The following is a 16,582-nucleotide window of genomic DNA, read 5'->3' as shown; positions in this document are numbered from 1 at the left end:
TTTAATATATATTTCTGTACACGGGCGACTGGTTCCACAGGTTCTGTTTTGCCTTTTTTGCAGCTTCCAGTCTTCGTTTTTCTTCATAATCCAGCCGATACAGATACTGGCAGTGATCCTGATAGGGTATGGTACTGTCAGGATGAAAGCCCAGCTGCTCAATCAATTGGATAGATGGCAGGTTCTCCGGCGTAATCAGAGCGGCAAAATGCTCGATCTCCAGCTTTTCATGACCGTACCAGAGGATATACTCCATACATTCCCTGGCGTAGCCCTGCCGTCTGTAGTTCCGGTGTATCAGGTAGGAAACTTCTATTTCAGGAACACCCTGGATGGAGGTGTTTTGAAAGCCGCAGTAGCCGACCAGTGTACCGGAGTCTTTGAGAAAGATCCCCCAGAGCCCGAAGCCATAGAAGCCGTAGGCTTCCTGAATATAGGCGGTTCTGACTTCTGTATCTTCCTCGGCTGAGGAGACTGTGGCTTCATCCAGAAACGGCTCAATACCGGGATCGTCATAAAGATCATGGAGTGCGGGAATATCCTCAATTCCAAGCTCCCGTATAATCAGCCGCCTGGTTCTGCCTATTTCAATGGGAAGTCCCCAGGCACGCCTGTATTCCCGTTCCATAAACTCAAAGTCAATGTCACAGAAACTTTCAATAAGAAGAGACGCTTTGGAAAGGTCCTGAGGGCCGGAATGGGGGTTAATGAAACCGATGCATTTACAGTTTGCCCGGTAGGCAGCCGTCACACCGTTGCAGGAATCTTCAATCACCATACATTCCTCAGGCTCTGCGCCCACACATCTGGCAGCCTCCAGAAAAATATCCGGTTCCGGTTTGCTGCGCGCAACCATCGTACCGCTTACATAAGCATCTATGTAGGGCTGAAGGTGCAGATCTTCTATGGTATGTTCTATTTGTTCTGCCGGAGAGGAAGACGCAATCGCTATCTTAATGCCGTGTTTATGCAGATCCCGTATCAGATCCACGACGTGGGGGATAGGAGGAACTCCCTGCTCTTTATATAAACGCTCCATGGTGCCATGAGCCTTTAACTCCAGATCCCTCCAGTCCATAGGAATATGAAACGTTTCAATCAAACTCTCGAAAACGGCCCTTGGGGTAGCGCCGATAAAATGCTCATAGACGAACGACGGGTCCAGTTTATATCCAAGGGATGCCATAGTTTCCACATGAGCCTGTGTATGAAGGGGCTCACTGTCAACCAGCACACCATCCATATCAAATAAAACAGCTTTAAATACGTAATCCATAAAAGCAAATCCTTCTCTCTGTATCTTTACTTTTTTACTCACGTGTATAGTATAGCAGATTTACTAAAGTTTTAATAGAAAAAAGATTTTTTATTGTGTTATTTTACAAATTCTTCAGATATATCATGAAAACCGGCTTTATCCTGGATTTTTCCCTGATGCTAATCAGTAAAAAATATGCTAGAATAAAGCCGGTTCATTTCATATGAAGTTTAAAGGAAGGACGTTTGAGGGTAAGAACCTGTGAAGGACTGTGCTTAATCAGCTTTCTGCAGAGAGCAGATTCTCATAGTAGAGTCCGACCAGAAACCACAGAGGGGCATAGTCCAGGCGTACAACACCCTGCAGATTTAACTTTGCCTGGCTGTAATCCCAGGGACAGGCTTCATGGCGTTTTAAAAGCTTGCCGGTGACAAACTCACCGGTAAAAATGCAGAGGGTATAAATTGTTCCCCGAAGCATTTTGCTGCAGTGTTTGTTTTTCAGGCCCTTGCAGACCGGGGAAAGAACGGCTGCCATACCGTAAATGGGAAACATCCAGACGGATGTGCGGCAAAGAAGCTTTGGATCTTCCTTGTGGATGACAGAGTGCAGACCGGTGAAAAAACATTCGAAACACCAGCCGGATAAGCCGCAGCGGAGAAAGTCGGTTGCAAAGCATTTTTTCATAGGTATTGTTCCTTTCTGAGCGTTGATTTCGGTGGCTTTATTCTGTTTCTGTATTAGAGACAGTAACCTTTTTCATAGTATCTGCACTGAGAAAAAGAATATGTAAAATTGATTAAAAAATAGTTTCACGGGCAGGTATGCAAACAATTATATTTGATTGCTGCTTAAGCCGCGGCTGTTTAAAAAAATAAAAAAGACTACTGTCTGTTGGAGGCATATCATGACATACCAGGAAGCGATGGAGTATATCGAGGCTGCATCCAGGTCCGGCAGCGTGCTGGGACTGGATACGATGAGAGAATTAATGGAACGTTTGGGAAATCCCCAGAATAAACTGAACTTTGTACACGTGGCCGGTACCAACGGCAAGGGCTCCAGCGCCGCGTTTATGAGTTTTATGCTGGCAGCAGCAGGCAGGAAGGCGGGACGGTACATCTCGCCTACTATTTTTGAATACCGCGAGCGGCTTCAGATTACGGAGCAGATGGGCGGCCGGATAAACACCCGCTATATCACAGAGGCGGAGACGGCCCGGTATGTGGAGCGGGTGAAGGAGGCAGCAGAGAAAATGGACCCTCAGCCGACTGTTTTTGAGATTGAGACTGCAATGGGATTTCTGTTTTTTCTGGATCAGGACTGTGACTATGTGGTGCTGGAGGTCGGACTGGGCGGAAGAGAGGACGCCACCAATGTGATCAGCACAAGTGTGTGCAGCGTATTTTCCTCGATCAGCCGGGACCATATGCAGTTTCTGGGGAACACCCTGGCAGAGATTGCCTGGGAGAAGGCGGGTATTATGAAGCCGGGAGGGCTGGCCGTGTCCATCAACCAGAAGGGAGAGGTCCGGGCAGTTTTGGAAGAGGAAGCAAAAAAGCAGGAAGTAAGCCTTTATTTTGCCGACCGGGCACAGGCGGAAGTGAAGGCGATGGATATGGAGGAAACCGTATTTTCACTAGATGGCATGGAGAATCTGTCGATTCATCTTCTGGGGAAGAATCAGGTTGAAAATGCGGTGCTGGCCGTGGAGGCAGTAAAAAAATTTCTTCCGGAGATTACGCCCGCCCAGATCAGGGAAGGATTAAATAGCACCTTCTGGCAGGGAAGGTTTCAGGTGATTCACAAAGATCCTTACATCATCGTGGACGGTGCCCACAATGAGGGGGCCTCCCTTGCAATGAGAGAAAATATAAAGACCTATCTTGCAGACAGGCGGCTGATCTACGTGATGGGAGTTTTTGCGGATAAGGACTATGAGGTTATTCTGAAAAACACAGCGGAATTTGCCTCAGAGATTATAACGATACAGCCGGACAATAAGCGGGCGCTTCCCTCGTCTGAGCTGGCAGGGGCAGCACGCCGCTATTGCAGCTGCGTGACGGATGCGAAAGATCCGGCAGCAGGGCTTAAGCTGGCAATCCAGAAAGCCGGAAAGAAGGATGCGATACTCACATTCGGTTCGCTCTCATTTATTAAAGAAATGACGGAGACTGCCGGGATGTGCTACTATAAGGAATGAGGATTGCAAAGGATTTTATAAAATGTTACAATTAACGACGTAATTCGCGTAGATGCAAGGTGCCGGTCCGGCTATTCGGGATTGGTTTTGAGATAAAAGGATGGTATGGATATGATTGACAAGAATAAAATCGAGACAGCAGTGAGGTTATTTCTGGAAGGAATCGGGGAGGATATAGAGCGGCCCGGCCTGCAGGAAACACCAAAGAGAATCAGTACCATGTGCGAGGAACTGTTTGCCGGCATGGAGGATGACAGCCGGGTGCATCTGTCTAAAACCTTTCCTGCTGAGAATAATGAGATGGTGCTGGAGCGGGATATTACTTTTTATTCGGTCTGTGAGCATCATCTGCTGCCCTTCTTCGGGAAGGTTCATATCGCCTATATACCGGATGAACAGGTTGTGGGTATCAGCAAACTGGCCCGCACGGTGGAGGTTTATGCCAGGAGGGCACAGATTCAGGAACAGATGACAGCGCAGATTGCCGATGCCGTTATGGAGTATTTAAAGCCAAAGGGCGTGATGGTTATGGTGGAGGCGGAGCATTTGTGTATGTCCATGCGGGGGATCAAGAAGCCGGGAACCAGGACAGTTACGTTTGTCTGCCGGGGAGAGTTTGAGCACAACAGGGATTTAACGGATACTTTTTTCCGCCTGACAGGCGGTACATCTTTCAGATAAAGACGGCAGGGGAACCGTGCAGGAGTCTCCTGTCCGGAGGGCGCAATGGAGAGAGTGAATGCAATATTGTGCCATGAAACCTATCAGAGGCTCATGGCACAGATTACGGAGCAGGAAAGAGACCGGATTTTCTGTAAACACGGGATTGCACATCAGCTGGATGTGGCAAGGATCGGCATGCTGATTGCCTTTGAGCAAAAGATACATATTTCCAGGCCGCAGCTTTATGCAGCGGCGCTGCTTCATGATATAGGAAGAGCAGTTTCAGGATTGGATCACGAACAGTGCAGTGTGAAGCTGGCGGAGCCGATTCTTAAAGACGTGGGATTTTCCGGTGAGGAGCAGAGGGAAATATTGGAGGCGATTGCCGCCCACAGAGACAGCGGCGGCGGTTCGGATCTGGCCTGGCTGTTATACCGGGCAGACAAGCTTTCCAGAAACTGTTTTGCGTGTGAGGCCAGGCAGATGTGCTACTGGCCGGAAGAGAGGAAAAACAACGAGGTGATCTATTAATGAAGATTGGCAGCAGAAAGTTCAAAGATGAAAAAACCTATATTATGGGTATTTTAAATGTTACGCCGGATTCTTTTTCCGACGGCGGAAAATTTGACCGGGTGGAGACAGCTCTGATCCATGTGAAGGATATGATTGACGCAGGCGCCGATATCATTGATATCGGCGGAGAGTCCACACGGCCCGGACACGGCCCGCAGATTTCCGATGAAGAGGAAAAGAAGCGGGTGCTTCCCGTTATCCATGCGATTAAGGAACGATTTGATATCCCCGTATCTCTGGATACCTATAAGCCCGCGGTGGCGGAAGCGGGTATTCTGGAGGGCGTGGATATGATCAACGATATCTGGGGTTTAAGATATGATCCCAGAATGGCGGAGGTCATTGCCGAGTATGATGTGCCGGCCTGTCTGATGCACAACAGGGAGAAGGCAGATTATAAAAACTTCCTGGAGGAAGTGGAAGACGACCTAAAGGAGACGCTTCGGATTGCGGAGCGGGCTGGAATCAAGCAGGATAAGATTATACTGGACCCGGGCCTTGGGTTTGGCAAGAATTATGAACAGAATCTGATTGTGCTGGCTAATCTGGAATATTTTAAACGGCTTAACATGCCCCTTCTGCTGGGATCATCCAGAAAATCGGTGATCGGGATGACTTTGGATCTGCCGGTGGAGGAACGGGAAGAAGGGACGATTGTGACCTCGGTTCTGGCTGTTCAGGCCGGATATCAGTTTGTGAGGGTGCACAATGTGGCCGGGAACAAGCGGGCTCTGCGCATGACGGAAGCGATTCTGGAACAAAGAGTAAGAGAGTAAGATCGGAGGAGATGCCGCAGGCTTTTTGTGCGGCACCTCCTTTTATAGGAGGACTTTATGGACAAGATTAAGATAAGGGATCTGGATATTTATGGATTTCACGGTGTTATGCCTGAGGAAAATGTGGTGGGCCAGCGGTTTCTGATCTGCGCCGATCTTATGGTGGATACCAGAGCGGCTGGAGAATCAGACGATCTGAGCAAATCCGTTCACTATGGGGACGTGTGCCACTGGATCAAGGGTATGATGACGGAACATACATACCAGTTAATTGAGCGGGCGGCCGAAGAACTTGCGGAAGGTATTCTGATCCATTTTCCGCTGGTGCGCGCCCTGCGGCTGGAAGTTAAGAAGCCTCAGGCGCCGGTGGGACTGCCCTTTGGCATGATTTCGGTGGAAATCGAGCGGGGATGGAAGCGGGCAGCCCTTTCCTTCGGCAGCAACCTGGGAGATAAAAAGGGTCAGATAGACGAGGCCATAAAACAGCTTTCAGAGGATGAGAAGATCCGGGTTCTCAAGGTTTCCGATTATATCGTGACGGAGCCCTGGGGGAATGAGGATCAGGATGAATTTGTAAATGGAGCCCTTATTCTGGAAACCCTCTATTCACCCCTGCAGCTGCTTCACAGGATGCAGCAGGTGGAACAGAACCTGAAACGGACCAGAGAGGTACACTGGGGGCCCAGGACGATTGATCTGGACATGATCTTCTATGAAGATGAGATCACCGGAACGGAGGAACTGACGCTTCCCCATCCCTATATGCAGGAGCGGATGTTTGTGCTGGAACCTCTGGCGCAGATCGCACCGGGGATGAGACACCCCGTCTTTGGGCAGACAGTGTTCCAGCTGAGAGAACAGTTAAAAAGACAGGAAGAGGGCAGGTAGCGGTATGGATTTATTGGAATGCAGAAAACAGATTGACGAGATCGACCGTCAGATGGTGAGCTTATTTGAAGAGCGGATGAAAATATCCAGAGATGTGGCGGAATATAAACTGTCTGTGGGAAAAAAGATATATGATAAGGAGCGGGAAGACGCCAAGATACGGATGGTGGAGGAGATGACCGACAGCCAGTTTAACCGGCATGCCGTGCGGGAACTCTATTCCCAGCTGATGTCCATGAGCCGCAAGCTTCAATATACGCTGATTCCGGGGGAGACGGCCGTGCAGCAGTTTACTCCTGTGGAAGGCCTGGATATTACCGAAGCGACCAGAGTAGTCTATTTCGGCGTTCCGGGCAGCTACACTGAGCAGGCCATGCTGGAAGTGTTTGGAGACAAGGTTCAGGGATTTAACCGAACCGCTTTTAAAGATATTATGGAGGCGGTGCAGGCCGGGGAAGCGGACTACGGGATTCTGCCGATCGAAAATTCGTCCACCGGCGGGATTGACGATATCTATGATCTCCTGGTGGACTATGAAAATGTCATTGTGGGACAGCATATTATCAAGATCCGACAGTCCCTTCTTGGACTTGCGGGAGCGAAACCGGAGGATATTAAAACGGTTTACTCCCATCCCCAGGGGATTTTGCAGTGCAGCAGATTTCTGGAGAAGTATCCGTCCATGAAGGCGGTTGAATTTGCCAGCACGGCAGCAGGGGCTGCGAAGGTGAAAGAGGATCAGGATTCTTCCCAGGCGGCCATCGGCAGCATACGGGCGGCGGAGTATTACGGTCTGTCCGTGATATGCGAACAGATCAATGATGAGGATACGAATTCTACCCGTTTTATTATTATCACAAGAGAGAAGAAATACCTGGAGGATGGGAATCTGATCAGCCTGAGCCTGGAGCTGCCTCACACCGCGGGCTCTCTCTACAACATTCTCTCCCACATCCGGTTTAACGGACTGAACATGACGAAAATCGAGTCCAGGCCGCTCAGCGGAAAGCCGTTCGAATATCGGTTTTTTATTGACTTTCAGGGGAACCTAAAGGAACCGGGCGTGCGCAACGCGATCCGCGGGATGGCGGAGGAAGCGGTGGATTTTCGGATTCTGGGCAATTATAAGGAATCCTGACAGACTAATTTTTCATTGTTTTATCAAAGTCTAATCACAAAATAAACATATTTTCCATTTAAACTTTCAATCAAGATAAAGGAAAAGCGTGTCAGGCACGCGATTCCGTATCATAATAAGTCAGACGGCAGAAAGAGCAATCCGGATGCTGTATTACCTTGATAAAAAAGATGGAAAGGAGAAAAGGTTATGTATAACGAAGAGAATAATAAAATGAATTATAACAATTATGATCAGGATGACCTTTATAATATGGAAAATGTGACAGTGGAGCCCTCCGGCACGGGCGGAGGCAAAAAGCCGAAAAAGAGCAGAAGATGGCTGAAAAGAACCTGTGCGGCCCTTCTAGCCGCAGCGTTGGTGTTGGGCGGCGGATTTGCCGGGTATCTTTCTCTGGAAAGCCTGGTAAATAAGAAGGTGCAGGAGAGAGTGGCTGAGGCCGGCAGGAATCAGGAGAATGAAGACAAAGCAGAGCTGACTACCGTTGCTTCCAGTTATTCAGGAGAATCCAGTTCCAACGATGTCTCCCAGGTTGTAGCAAATTTTGAACCCGCGGTTGTGGCGATCAACTGTGTGGTGAATCAGAATATAGCGGATATCTGGGGCAGACAGTATCAGCAGCAGGCACAGTCCAGCGGCTCCGGTATCATCATCGGGCAGAACAGCAAGGAAGTGCTGATTGTAACCAATAACCATGTCGTATCCGGCGCTGCCCAGGTAAATATTGAATTTGTGGACGGCACCACGGCAAGCGCTGCGATCAAGGGAACCAGTTCCAATGCCGATCTGGCTGTGGTAGCAGTTAAGATTGCCGATTTATCCGACGACACGATGAATACGATTAAGGTTGCGACTCTGGGCAATTCAGATGATCTGAAGGTCGGCGAGATGGCGATTGCCATCGGGAATGCGCTGGGCTATGGCCAGACTGTGACTGTGGGCTATATCAGTGCGCTGAACAGAGAAGTTGCCTATGAAGATTATTCCATGGAACTGATCCAGACGGATGCCGCTATCAATCCTGGAAACAGCGGCGGAGCCCTGTTAAATGCCAGAGGCGAGGTAATCGGCATCAACTCTGTCAAATATGCGGATACCCAGATTGAGGGTATTGGATTTGCTATTCCGATTACGGACGCGATTCCGATCATTACCGAGCTGATGAATTCGGAGCAGGTGGATGAGTCCGAGCAGGCTTATCTGGGCATCGTACCTTATGAAGTCAATAAGGTGTATGCAGAGCAGTTCAACATGCCGGAGGGGATCTATGTCAGCGAAGTAGCGGAGAAATCCCCTGCCGAGAAGGCCGGCATCTTAAATGGTGATATCATTGTCAAAATTAATGGAACGGAAATTGTGACCACGGATGATCTGAGTTCCTATCTGTCGTCCCATCGCTCCGGTGAGAGCGCAGCTGTGACGATACAGCGGATGCAGAACGGCCAATATGTGGAAAAAGAAATCAACGTTACCTTCGGCAGCAAGGCGCAGGCAAATCAGTAGATAAAGAATCGGAACAATGGTACAGGGATAGCGCGGCAGAGCGCTATCCCTGAATTTTAATACATAGGAAAGTTCTCCAAACTTTCTTATGTATTAAAAAAACATCCTATGCGCACTTTGTTCTACTATAAAGGGGTGACTGTTTGAGGACCATGATACAGATTGTAGAAATAGGTCCTCGGTGGTATACTATTTATTATGGAAGTAGATAAGACTCCCACCTTTATAGGTGGTGAGTAAATAACAAATTCGTCATGGTGGGAGCCCAGTCTCCTTCCAAGATAAAGCCTCCGGCGGATTGCAGAGCCACACAGATGTATTATGTCATGCAAAGCATGACGTGCGGCTCGCAGCAAGTACGCCGAGGCGTACTTGAAGAAAGTAAGAGAAGTGTTGACAGCTATAGCAAATAGGAGGCCGGTCTATGTTAAAAATGATTATCCGGATGGATGATGAGAAGATAAAAAAAGAAAAAAAATATCATTTAGAACGTATTTACAGTACCGTAGACAGTGCCTTTGCCAAAATGGGTCTGCCGCGGATGGAGGATACTTCGGGCTGCCTGGTATACCGTGATGGCGGAAATGACAGAGATTATGGGCGGTTTGGACAAATAGTTAACACCTTAAAAAAACAGGAGTGGTTTATGGATAATGTAACTGTCTGGCTTTTGTGTGACAGCGATGATTCCGATAATCCGAATGATTATGACGAAGAAGATTTATTAAACCATTACAGACAAAAACAGGTTATGGGGGCTTAGCGTTTGGAAAGAAGATTTTATAAGGCCCTCAATTTTGATTTGAGCACTCATCAATTAAAAGAACATTATCCGGGAGCAAACTACAGGCATGCCTGCGATGATTTGCGTCGTTTTTTTAAACGGAATAGATTCACCCACAGGCAGGGCTCCGGTTACATATCAGATGTTAGAATGACAACAGCGGATATTTACGATTTAATGGATGAACTTAGCCTGGAGTTCCCATGGCTTGGAAGTTGTGTAAATAAAATTGACGTTACCAATATTGGGCGTCAGCATGACTTGACTGATTTGCTGAAACCAATGGAGGATATTACTCCAGATTGTAATGTATTATTGAATGGAGAAAGTGAATAATCTGCAAACTTTGCAGGAAATGCCATCCAGACTCAGTTATTTGGCAGACAGGTGAATTTTCCCCAGGCCGGTCACAATACAAGCCCTCCCGAATATAGTATAGTATTCGAAAGGAGGGTTTTTATTTTGGCAAAAAAATGTGTGGCATTACTTCTTTGCCTTGTACTTGTTACAACAATGGCCTGCGGATGCAGCAAGAAATCTGACCTGACTCAGGTCACTCTGAATGAGGTGGCACATTCCATCTTCTATGCACCCCAGTATGCGGCGATTGAGCTGGGATACTTCGCCGAAGAAGGAATTGAACTGACTCTGATCAATGGACTGGGCGCCGACAAAACGATGACGGCGGTGCTGGCCGGGGAAGCCGATATCGGCTTTATGGGTTCAGAGAGCTCCATTTATGTCTATGCAGAAGGCGCTGAGGATTACGTTGTGAACTTTGCGCAGCTGACGCAGAGAGCCGGTAATTTTATTGTAGCCCGAAGCGCAGAACCAAACTTTAAAATTCAGGACCTGGTTGGCAAGACGGTGGTCGGCGGAAGAGCCGGCGGAATGCCTCAGATGGTCTTTGAATACATTCTGAAAAAGAATGGTATCGATCCTCAAAACGATCTGACAATTGTTCAGAATATTGATTTCGGCCTGACAGCGGAGGCATTTTCCACAGGCACCGGCGATTATACCGTAGAGTTTGAGCCATATGCCAATGCGCTGGAAAAGGAAGGGGCGGGAGCGGTTGTTGCCTCTCTGGGTGTAGAGAGCGGCAAAGTACCGTATACGTCTTATTCGGCAAAACAGAGCTTCATCGACAAGAATCCGGAAATCATTCAGAAATTTACCAATGCGATTCAGAAGGGTCTGGACTATGTAAATTCCCACACTCCGGAAGAAATTGCAGAGGTAATCGCACCACAGTTCCCGGAGACGGAGAAGGAAGATCTGATTGCTATTGTAACCCGCTACTATGAACAGGATACATGGAAGGAAGATACCGTATTCTCCCAGGATAGCTTTGATCTGCTTCAGAACATTCTGGAGGAGGCAGGCGTACTGGAAGAGAGAGTTCCTTACGATAAATTAGTAACCACGACTTTTGCGGAAGAAGCGGCAAAATAAAGAGATAAAACTACATGATAAGCTCCCCGGCCCAAAATTTTGCAGGCCGGGGAGCTATGTCTTTTCCGGCAAGTAGGATATAATGAAGAATAGTCGAGCGAAGCGAGACTATTCGCTACTTCTCAAAAAGCGAAGCGTTTGAGAAGGGACCCCTTCTTTTTAAGGAGTGAGGGACGAACGAAATAAAAAAAAGAGCGAAGCGAGACTATTCGCTACTTCTCAAAAAGCGAAGCGTTTGAGAAGGGACCCCTTCTTTTTAAAGAGTGAGGGACGAACGAAATAAAAAAAAGAGCGAAGTGAGACTATTCGCTACTTCTCAAAAAGCGAAGCGTTTGAGAAGGGACCCCTTCTTTTTAAGGAGTGAGGGACGAACGAAATAAAAAAAAGAGCGAAGCGAGACTATTCGCTACTTCTCAAAAAGCGAAAAGTACTATACATAAGGAGAATAGATGAAGACTGAGAACATAAGAAGCTACCGCCTTCGGGCCCATCACCTGGATCAGAAAGTTTCGTTTTCGGGACTGACTGATGCGGCCGGAGCCTGCGGACTGCAAAATTCCCCTCCCGGAGCCTGGGAGAGCGCCCTGTTTCACCGGGTGGAAGGATGCACGCTGCAGCAGCTAAGAGATGCAATATACCGGGATAAAATTCTGCTCCAGGCCTGGAGTTTCCGGGGAGCCCCCGTGGTCTTTCCCACAAGCCAGAGTGACATTTTCCTGACTCCTCTTTTGGCTGAAAAAGGGGAAGAACCCTGGATTTATACTATGGGTATCACAGCCGCCCTGGACTATGTCCGGATGTCGTTTGAGGACCTGCTGTCCCGGACGATGAAAGCCGCGGCTTATCTGAATCACCATACGGTGAAGAGCAAGGAGGCGCTGGACCGGACGCTGGCGGATATCATAGAAAGAGAATTGCCGGAGGAGAAGAAGAAATACTGGCGGGCACCGTCCATGTACGGCTGTCCGGACAGGCAGACGGTGGGGGATGCTGCCGTCTCATTTCTGCTGAGACCCTGTTCCTTTTCCTCACGGGTCGTATTTAGTGAACGGCAGGGCACCAGCCCTACCTTTACTTCCTTTCGAAACTGGACAGGCCATGAGCCGGAGACGGTGCCGGACAGAGAGAAAGAACTGGTGCGAAAATATCTGCACTGTTACGGGCCTGCGACACAGACTTCTTTTATGGGCTGGCTTGGCTGCTCCAGGCAGCAGGCGGTACGGCTCTGGAATACGGTGTCGGACGAGATGGAACCGGTGAAAGCCGGAGGGAAAGAGCGCTATATCTTATCCGGAGACCGGGATGCACTTGTGTATGCTCCGGCAGCAGGAGAGAAGCTGGTTCTGCTGGGGGCGCATGATCCTTATCTGGACATAAAGGACAGGGAAATCATCCTTGAAGATAAGTCCCTGCAGAAAATAGTGTGGAGGACGACGGCTAATCCGGGCGTTGTCTTAAAGGGCGGACGGATTGCTGGAATTTGGAGATCCAGAGCGCAGAAAAACAGCTTGGAGATAAGGATTACTTTATTTGAAACACTTGCGGAGGGAGAGCGCAAAACGCTGCAAAACCTGGCGGAAGAATATGCCGCTTTTCGCTGCCAGAAACTTAAGAGCTGTAAATTAGAAATCGGGATATTTTGAACAAAGTGGGCAAGCCCACAGAACTTTCCTATGTAATAAACAAGGCGCTGTAATGAAGTAAAATTCATTTGCAGCGCCTTTTGTATTTGCACTTTAGATGATTCAGGAAGCGTGCCGTCATTATTGACATAGTATAAACTTCTACACCACAAACTTCCGGATGGCCTTTGCCACACCGGAACTGTTGTTATCGGCGGTGATATAGTCCGCGATATGCTTTAACTCCTCACAGGCATTTCCCATGGCTATGAACAGATCGGCGGCACGCCCCATGGTCAGGTCGTTGTTATTATCCCCGATGGCCATTACATCAGTAGGGGATATGCCGATATATCGGATGAGCTGGGCGAGACCGTCTCCCTTGTTGACGCCCTGCTTGTTAAACTCCAGATTTGTCTTTTCCTGATAGGAAATATCATAGGGAAGAGATAAGGCATGTATCCTTGCCTGATCCCGGTAAGCGGCGCCGGGAAAGAAAATATTAATTTTACCTACCGGATCTGTGCGGGAGGCAATAAATTCGGGAAAATCAGAAATTCCCTGCCTGGTTTCCCGGATCAGGCTTTCCAGATGGGGAACTTCATAGCGGGACAGATCACGCAGTGCGGGCTCCGGGGAGTAGACGGTGCCGTCCGCGAACAGCTCAAACAGCATATCAAAATCACACAGAGACTGATAAATCGACCGTACCTCATCCATGGGGATCAAGTTTTCATAGATGTTATAGCCGTCCGTCAGATCTACGGCGTAGGCTCCGTTACAGGTGACCGCATAATGTATTTCGGGCAGCAGAGCAGCAAAGGGAACAAGCTCACAGCTGCTCCTTCCGGTACAAAACGCAAATTCGGTTCCCTGTCTCGCATACCGGCGGATCGTTTCACAGGTATCCGTGTCGATTTCTCCGCTGCTGTTCAGCAGCGTTCCGTCCAAGTCCAAAGCAACTAATTTAATCATGTCCGCTCCTAATCAGGTTATATCATTCCTGTCATTTACTCTACCATATTCAGGACAGAGTGGCAATGAAAAACGGCTGGCGTGAATGAAGCAAAGCTAATCACTCACGGCGCGCAAAGCTTGCAAGCCCCTCAAAGATTGAGGAGTCAGGGAGCTTAGGTGGACTTGACCGCTTCCTTCTCCTGATTGGAACGGAAAAACAGATAGAGGCCAAAGAGAACTATGATTCCTCCCGCCAGATCGGAGAGGGCCGGTATTTCTCCCGCAAAAAGAAAACTGATCACAGGTGCCAGAACCGGGCTCAGAAACATATAATTTGTTACATCCGTTGTTTTTCTGGCTCTTGAAAGAGCCAGCGACCACAGAACATAGGCCAGAGCGCTGGAAAAAATGCCCATATAGATAAAGCTGAGAATGGGTTTGGCCGGCGCGGTCTTTAACTCCTTAACGGCTCCCGGCAGAGCAAAAAGCAGCAGAACCGTTCCAGCCAGAATGCTGTATGCCGTGCACTGCAGGGCGGTATATTTTTTGGTCAGTTTCCGCTGCAGCAGATTATAGCTGGTGAGGGATACCGAGGCGAGAATGATCCAGAACAAACCGCTGTTGACGGCAAAAACGCCGTTCCAGAGTGTCAGGACGGCGATACCTGCAATTTCTACGACAAAAGCGGCAAAGCCAAGCGGCCTGATTTTTTCCCGGAAGAAAACAGAGGCAAATACAGCCGTCAGGATCGGAACACTTGCCATAACGAGGCTGGCTGTAGCGCCGGTTAACAATGCGTTGCCCCTGTTAAATGTCTGGGTGTACAGGGCGAAACCGAATGCGCCGGTCAGGAAGAACAGGGGGATATCCCTAAAATCCGGAAAAGGTATTTTTTTAATCAGCATAACCACTAAAAGGGTGACGGAAGCCACCAGATAGCGGAGCAGCCCCAGGGATGAGGGGGAGAAGTGTTCCAGGGCAATTTTAGTAAAGGCGAAGGTGGAGGCCCAGAGCACCACGGTAGTGACAGCAAACAGATGTATTTTATAATCTTTTTTCATACCAGTGCGCCTTTCTTTATTTGATAGATTCATTTTATGTTATATTCTGTCGATTCACAACCCTGAAAAAGGAAAAGAAATGTCTCAAAAAGAAGAAATATGTCTGAACGGCAGATATAAAATCTTTCTTAAATCGGACCTGGAATAATTGACAGCCATGCAGGAACATCCTATGATTTGAGCTAGATGTACCGGGGAGGAAATTAAAGTGGGTAAAATAGGAAAAAAAACAGGGAAAGTCGTCTTTGTTATTCTGGTTCTGGCCCTGATTTATATTATCGTGGGTGCTACCGTTCCTTTTATGAGCCAAAAAGAAGTGAGCGAGGAATACAAGAACGAATTTGATGTGGGGAAGTTTTACGGCGATGAAACTACTTCTTCTGTTGACCGGGCGGCTCTGGTGGAAGACAGTATGGATGCGCTGCATATCCGTCTGAGAATGATTGAGGACGCCAGGGAGCAGATCATCATTTCTTCGTTTTCAATCAAGACGGACCGGAGTGCGACGGAGGTGATGTCTACTCTGCGGGCAGCGGCGGACAGAGGAGTGCGGATTAAAATTATTGCCGACGGGCTGATCAGCGGGATGGCGATGAAGTCCGATCCGATGTTTTTTGTGCTGGCTGCGTACCCGAATGTGGAAATAAAATATTATAATGTACCGACGCTGATAAAGCCCTGGACATTTCAGGGCAGGATGCATGATAAGTATATTATAGTGGATGATAAATTACTGCTGGTGGGCGGAAGGAATACTTCTGATTTATTTCTGGCAGACTATGATAGGGAGCATCTGAGCTACGACAGAGAAGTGCTGATTTATAATACCGGGGATGTTAACGAAAGCGTCATATCCCAGGTTTTGAATTATTTCGATGAAATCTGGAACTGCAAAGACAGCGAGACCGTGTTTGAAGACCCCGGACGGGGCAAACGAAAGGATATGGCTGCCGCGGGAGAGAATCTGAATCAGGTATACGCGGCTTTGCGGGAGGAAAAGAGAGAACTGTACCGGGAGGAGGGAACGTATTCGCAGGAGTACGATCCGCAGCGTTTCGCTTACTACGAAGGCGGTACAGTGGCAACCAGGAAAGTGACATTTATAGCCAATCCGATTACCATCATGGGGAAAGAGCCGACGGTGTGGTATGAGCTGACCGAGCTGATGAAACAGGCGCGCTTAAGAGTCCTGATCCATATGCCCTACATGGTATTCAATGATCAGATGTACCAGGATATGACGGATATCGTGAATCAGACCGGCAATGCCACCGTGGTGACGAACTCCATTGCGGGCGGCGAAAACATCATGGCCTCTTCGGATTATTATCTGAACAGAAAGAAGATTATAAAAACAGGAGTATCACTCTATGAGTACCAGGGCGACCACTCCATGCATGCCAAGTCCCTTCTGGTTGACGATAATATTTCTGTGATAGGTTCTCTGAATTCGGATATCAGAAGTGTCTATCTGGATACAGAATCCATGCTTGTGATTGATTCGAAAGAATTTAACCGGATTTTGCTGGATGCGGTCACAGAGAAGCAGAATGAGTCGCTGGCTGTTGATGCGGATGGTGATTATATACCAAGAACCGGTGTGGAAGAGCTTTCCATACCCGGGATTAAGAAAATAATATATACAATATTATCTCTTCCGGCCCAGCTGTTCCGCTATCTGATGTAGGAGCGCTGCCAGGC

Annotated in this window: 16 protein-coding genes; 12 read left to right on the top strand and 4 right to left on the bottom strand. The window is 48.3% G+C overall.

Annotated elements, in window-relative coordinates; all coding sequences use genetic code 11:
• Position 1: 1 nt before the first annotated feature.
• The gene (locus ABCW47_RS08555; protein ID WP_343209434.1) at positions 2-1,276 is read right to left on the bottom strand and encodes a GNAT family N-acetyltransferase; all 1,275 of its coding nucleotides are present in this window, start codon (positions 1,274-1,276) and stop codon (positions 2-4) included.
• Between the two features lie 261 nt (positions 1,277-1,537).
• Positions 1,538-1,945 (bottom strand): putative ABC transporter permease, encoded by a 408-nt coding sequence (locus ABCW47_RS08550; RefSeq protein WP_343209433.1) that lies wholly within the window; start codon positions 1,943-1,945, stop codon positions 1,538-1,540.
• Positions 1,946-2,165: 220 nt separating this feature from the next.
• On the opposite strand from ABCW47_RS08550, the gene ABCW47_RS08545 reads away from it, so the two are divergent.
• The 11 genes from ABCW47_RS08545 (at position 2,166) to ABCW47_RS08495 (ending at position 12,884) form a co-directional block, all read left to right on the top strand.
• Complete coding sequence (locus ABCW47_RS08545; protein ID WP_343209432.1) at positions 2,166-3,461, top strand: bifunctional folylpolyglutamate synthase/dihydrofolate synthase; 1,296 nt, start codon at positions 2,166-2,168, stop codon at positions 3,459-3,461.
• 111 nt (positions 3,462-3,572) lie between these two features.
• Entirely contained in the window at positions 3,573-4,142 is a 570-nt protein-coding gene (gene folE, locus ABCW47_RS08540) for a GTP cyclohydrolase I FolE (RefSeq protein WP_343209431.1), read from the top strand.
• Positions 4,143-4,187: 45 nt separating this feature from the next.
• Positions 4,188-4,655: an HD domain-containing protein gene (locus tag ABCW47_RS08535; RefSeq protein WP_343209430.1), complete on the top strand. Its 468-nt coding sequence runs from the start codon at positions 4,188-4,190 to the stop codon at positions 4,653-4,655.
• Positions 4,655-5,473, top strand: coding sequence for a dihydropteroate synthase (gene folP / locus ABCW47_RS08530; RefSeq protein ID WP_343209429.1), 819 nt, complete (start codon positions 4,655-4,657; stop codon positions 5,471-5,473). Before ABCW47_RS08535 ends, folP begins: the two co-directional genes overlap by 1 nt.
• Positions 5,474-5,530: 57 nt before the next feature.
• Positions 5,531-6,361, top strand: coding sequence for a 2-amino-4-hydroxy-6-hydroxymethyldihydropteridine diphosphokinase (folK, locus tag ABCW47_RS08525; RefSeq protein ID WP_343209428.1), 831 nt, complete (start codon positions 5,531-5,533; stop codon positions 6,359-6,361).
• A gap of 4 nt (positions 6,362-6,365) precedes the next feature.
• Positions 6,366-7,499 carry a prephenate dehydratase gene (pheA, locus tag ABCW47_RS08520; protein ID WP_343209427.1) on the top strand — a complete coding sequence of 378 codons (1,134 nt, stop codon included), beginning with the start codon at positions 6,366-6,368 and terminating at the stop codon, positions 7,497-7,499.
• Positions 7,500-7,688: 189 nt separating this feature from the next.
• The gene (locus ABCW47_RS08515) at positions 7,689-9,002 is read left to right on the top strand and encodes a S1C family serine protease (protein WP_343209426.1); all 1,314 of its coding nucleotides are present in this window, start codon (positions 7,689-7,691) and stop codon (positions 9,000-9,002) included.
• A 424-nt stretch (positions 9,003-9,426) separates the two neighbouring features.
• A complete protein-coding gene (locus tag ABCW47_RS08510) occupies positions 9,427-9,765 on the top strand; it encodes a hypothetical protein (RefSeq protein ID WP_343209425.1) in 339 nt (112 codons plus the stop codon).
• Between the two features lie 3 nt (positions 9,766-9,768).
• Positions 9,769-10,122, top strand: a complete 354-nt coding sequence (vapD, locus tag ABCW47_RS08505; protein WP_343209424.1) for a VapD family protein — start codon at positions 9,769-9,771, stop codon at positions 10,120-10,122.
• Positions 10,123-10,299: 177 nt separating this feature from the next.
• Positions 10,300-11,241 carry an ABC transporter substrate-binding protein gene (locus ABCW47_RS08500; protein ID WP_343209620.1) on the top strand — a complete coding sequence of 314 codons (942 nt, stop codon included), beginning with the start codon at positions 10,300-10,302 and terminating at the stop codon, positions 11,239-11,241.
• A 449-nt stretch (positions 11,242-11,690) separates the two neighbouring features.
• Positions 11,691-12,884, top strand: coding sequence for a winged helix DNA-binding domain-containing protein (locus ABCW47_RS08495; protein WP_343209423.1), 1,194 nt, complete (start codon positions 11,691-11,693; stop codon positions 12,882-12,884).
• Positions 12,885-13,025: 141 nt separating this feature from the next.
• Here ABCW47_RS08495 and ABCW47_RS08490 read toward each other — a convergent pair whose 3' ends face one another.
• Both ABCW47_RS08490 and ABCW47_RS08485 read right to left on the bottom strand, forming a co-directional pair.
• Positions 13,026-13,838 (bottom strand): Cof-type HAD-IIB family hydrolase, encoded by an 813-nt coding sequence (locus ABCW47_RS08490; RefSeq protein WP_343209422.1) that lies wholly within the window; start codon positions 13,836-13,838, stop codon positions 13,026-13,028.
• A gap of 155 nt (positions 13,839-13,993) precedes the next feature.
• A complete protein-coding gene (locus ABCW47_RS08485) occupies positions 13,994-14,881 on the bottom strand; it encodes a DMT family transporter (protein WP_343209421.1) in 888 nt (295 codons plus the stop codon).
• 208 nt (positions 14,882-15,089) lie between these two features.
• On the opposite strand from ABCW47_RS08485, the gene ABCW47_RS08480 reads away from it, so the two are divergent.
• Complete coding sequence (locus ABCW47_RS08480) at positions 15,090-16,568, top strand: phospholipase D family protein (RefSeq protein WP_343209420.1); 1,479 nt, start codon at positions 15,090-15,092, stop codon at positions 16,566-16,568.
• The last annotated feature ends 14 nt before the right edge of the window (positions 16,569-16,582 follow it).

Source organism: Anaerolentibacter hominis, assembly GCF_032380675.1.
GTDB lineage: Bacteria > Bacillota > Clostridia > Lachnospirales > Lachnospiraceae > Anaerolentibacter > Anaerolentibacter hominis.
The sequence above is the reverse complement of the archived record's forward strand: the minus strand, read 5'-3'. Positions and strand labels throughout refer to the sequence as shown.

Excerpts from the sequence above, each read along its gene's own strand:
- ABCW47_RS08510 (WP_343209425.1), top strand. The coding sequence starts at position 9,427 with ATGTTAAAAATGATTATCCGGATGGATGATGAGAAGATAAAAAAAGAA.
- ABCW47_RS08500 (WP_343209620.1), top strand. The coding sequence starts at position 10,300 with ATGGCCTGCGGATGCAGCAAGAAATCTGACCTGACTCAGGTCACTCTG.
- ABCW47_RS08545 (WP_343209432.1), top strand. The coding sequence starts at position 2,166 with ATGACATACCAGGAAGCGATGGAGTATATCGAGGCTGCATCCAGGTCC.
- ABCW47_RS08490 (WP_343209422.1), bottom strand. The coding sequence starts at position 13,838 with ATGATTAAATTAGTTGCTTTGGACTTGGACGGAACGCTGCTGAACAGC.
- ABCW47_RS08515 (WP_343209426.1), top strand. The coding sequence starts at position 7,689 with ATGTATAACGAAGAGAATAATAAAATGAATTATAACAATTATGATCAG.
- ABCW47_RS08485 (WP_343209421.1), bottom strand. The coding sequence starts at position 14,881 with ATGAAAAAAGATTATAAAATACATCTGTTTGCTGTCACTACCGTGGTG.
- ABCW47_RS08555 (WP_343209434.1), bottom strand. The coding sequence starts at position 1,276 with ATGGATTACGTATTTAAAGCTGTTTTATTTGATATGGATGGTGTGCTG.
- folE (WP_343209431.1), top strand. The coding sequence starts at position 3,573 with ATGATTGACAAGAATAAAATCGAGACAGCAGTGAGGTTATTTCTGGAA.
- ABCW47_RS08550 (WP_343209433.1), bottom strand. The coding sequence starts at position 1,945 with ATGAAAAAATGCTTTGCAACCGACTTTCTCCGCTGCGGCTTATCCGGC.
- ABCW47_RS08495 (WP_343209423.1), top strand. The coding sequence starts at position 11,691 with ATGAAGACTGAGAACATAAGAAGCTACCGCCTTCGGGCCCATCACCTG.
- pheA (WP_343209427.1), top strand. The coding sequence starts at position 6,366 with ATGGATTTATTGGAATGCAGAAAACAGATTGACGAGATCGACCGTCAG.
- ABCW47_RS08535 (WP_343209430.1), top strand. The coding sequence starts at position 4,188 with ATGGAGAGAGTGAATGCAATATTGTGCCATGAAACCTATCAGAGGCTC.
- folK (WP_343209428.1), top strand. The coding sequence starts at position 5,531 with ATGGACAAGATTAAGATAAGGGATCTGGATATTTATGGATTTCACGGT.
- folP (WP_343209429.1), top strand. The coding sequence starts at position 4,655 with ATGAAGATTGGCAGCAGAAAGTTCAAAGATGAAAAAACCTATATTATG.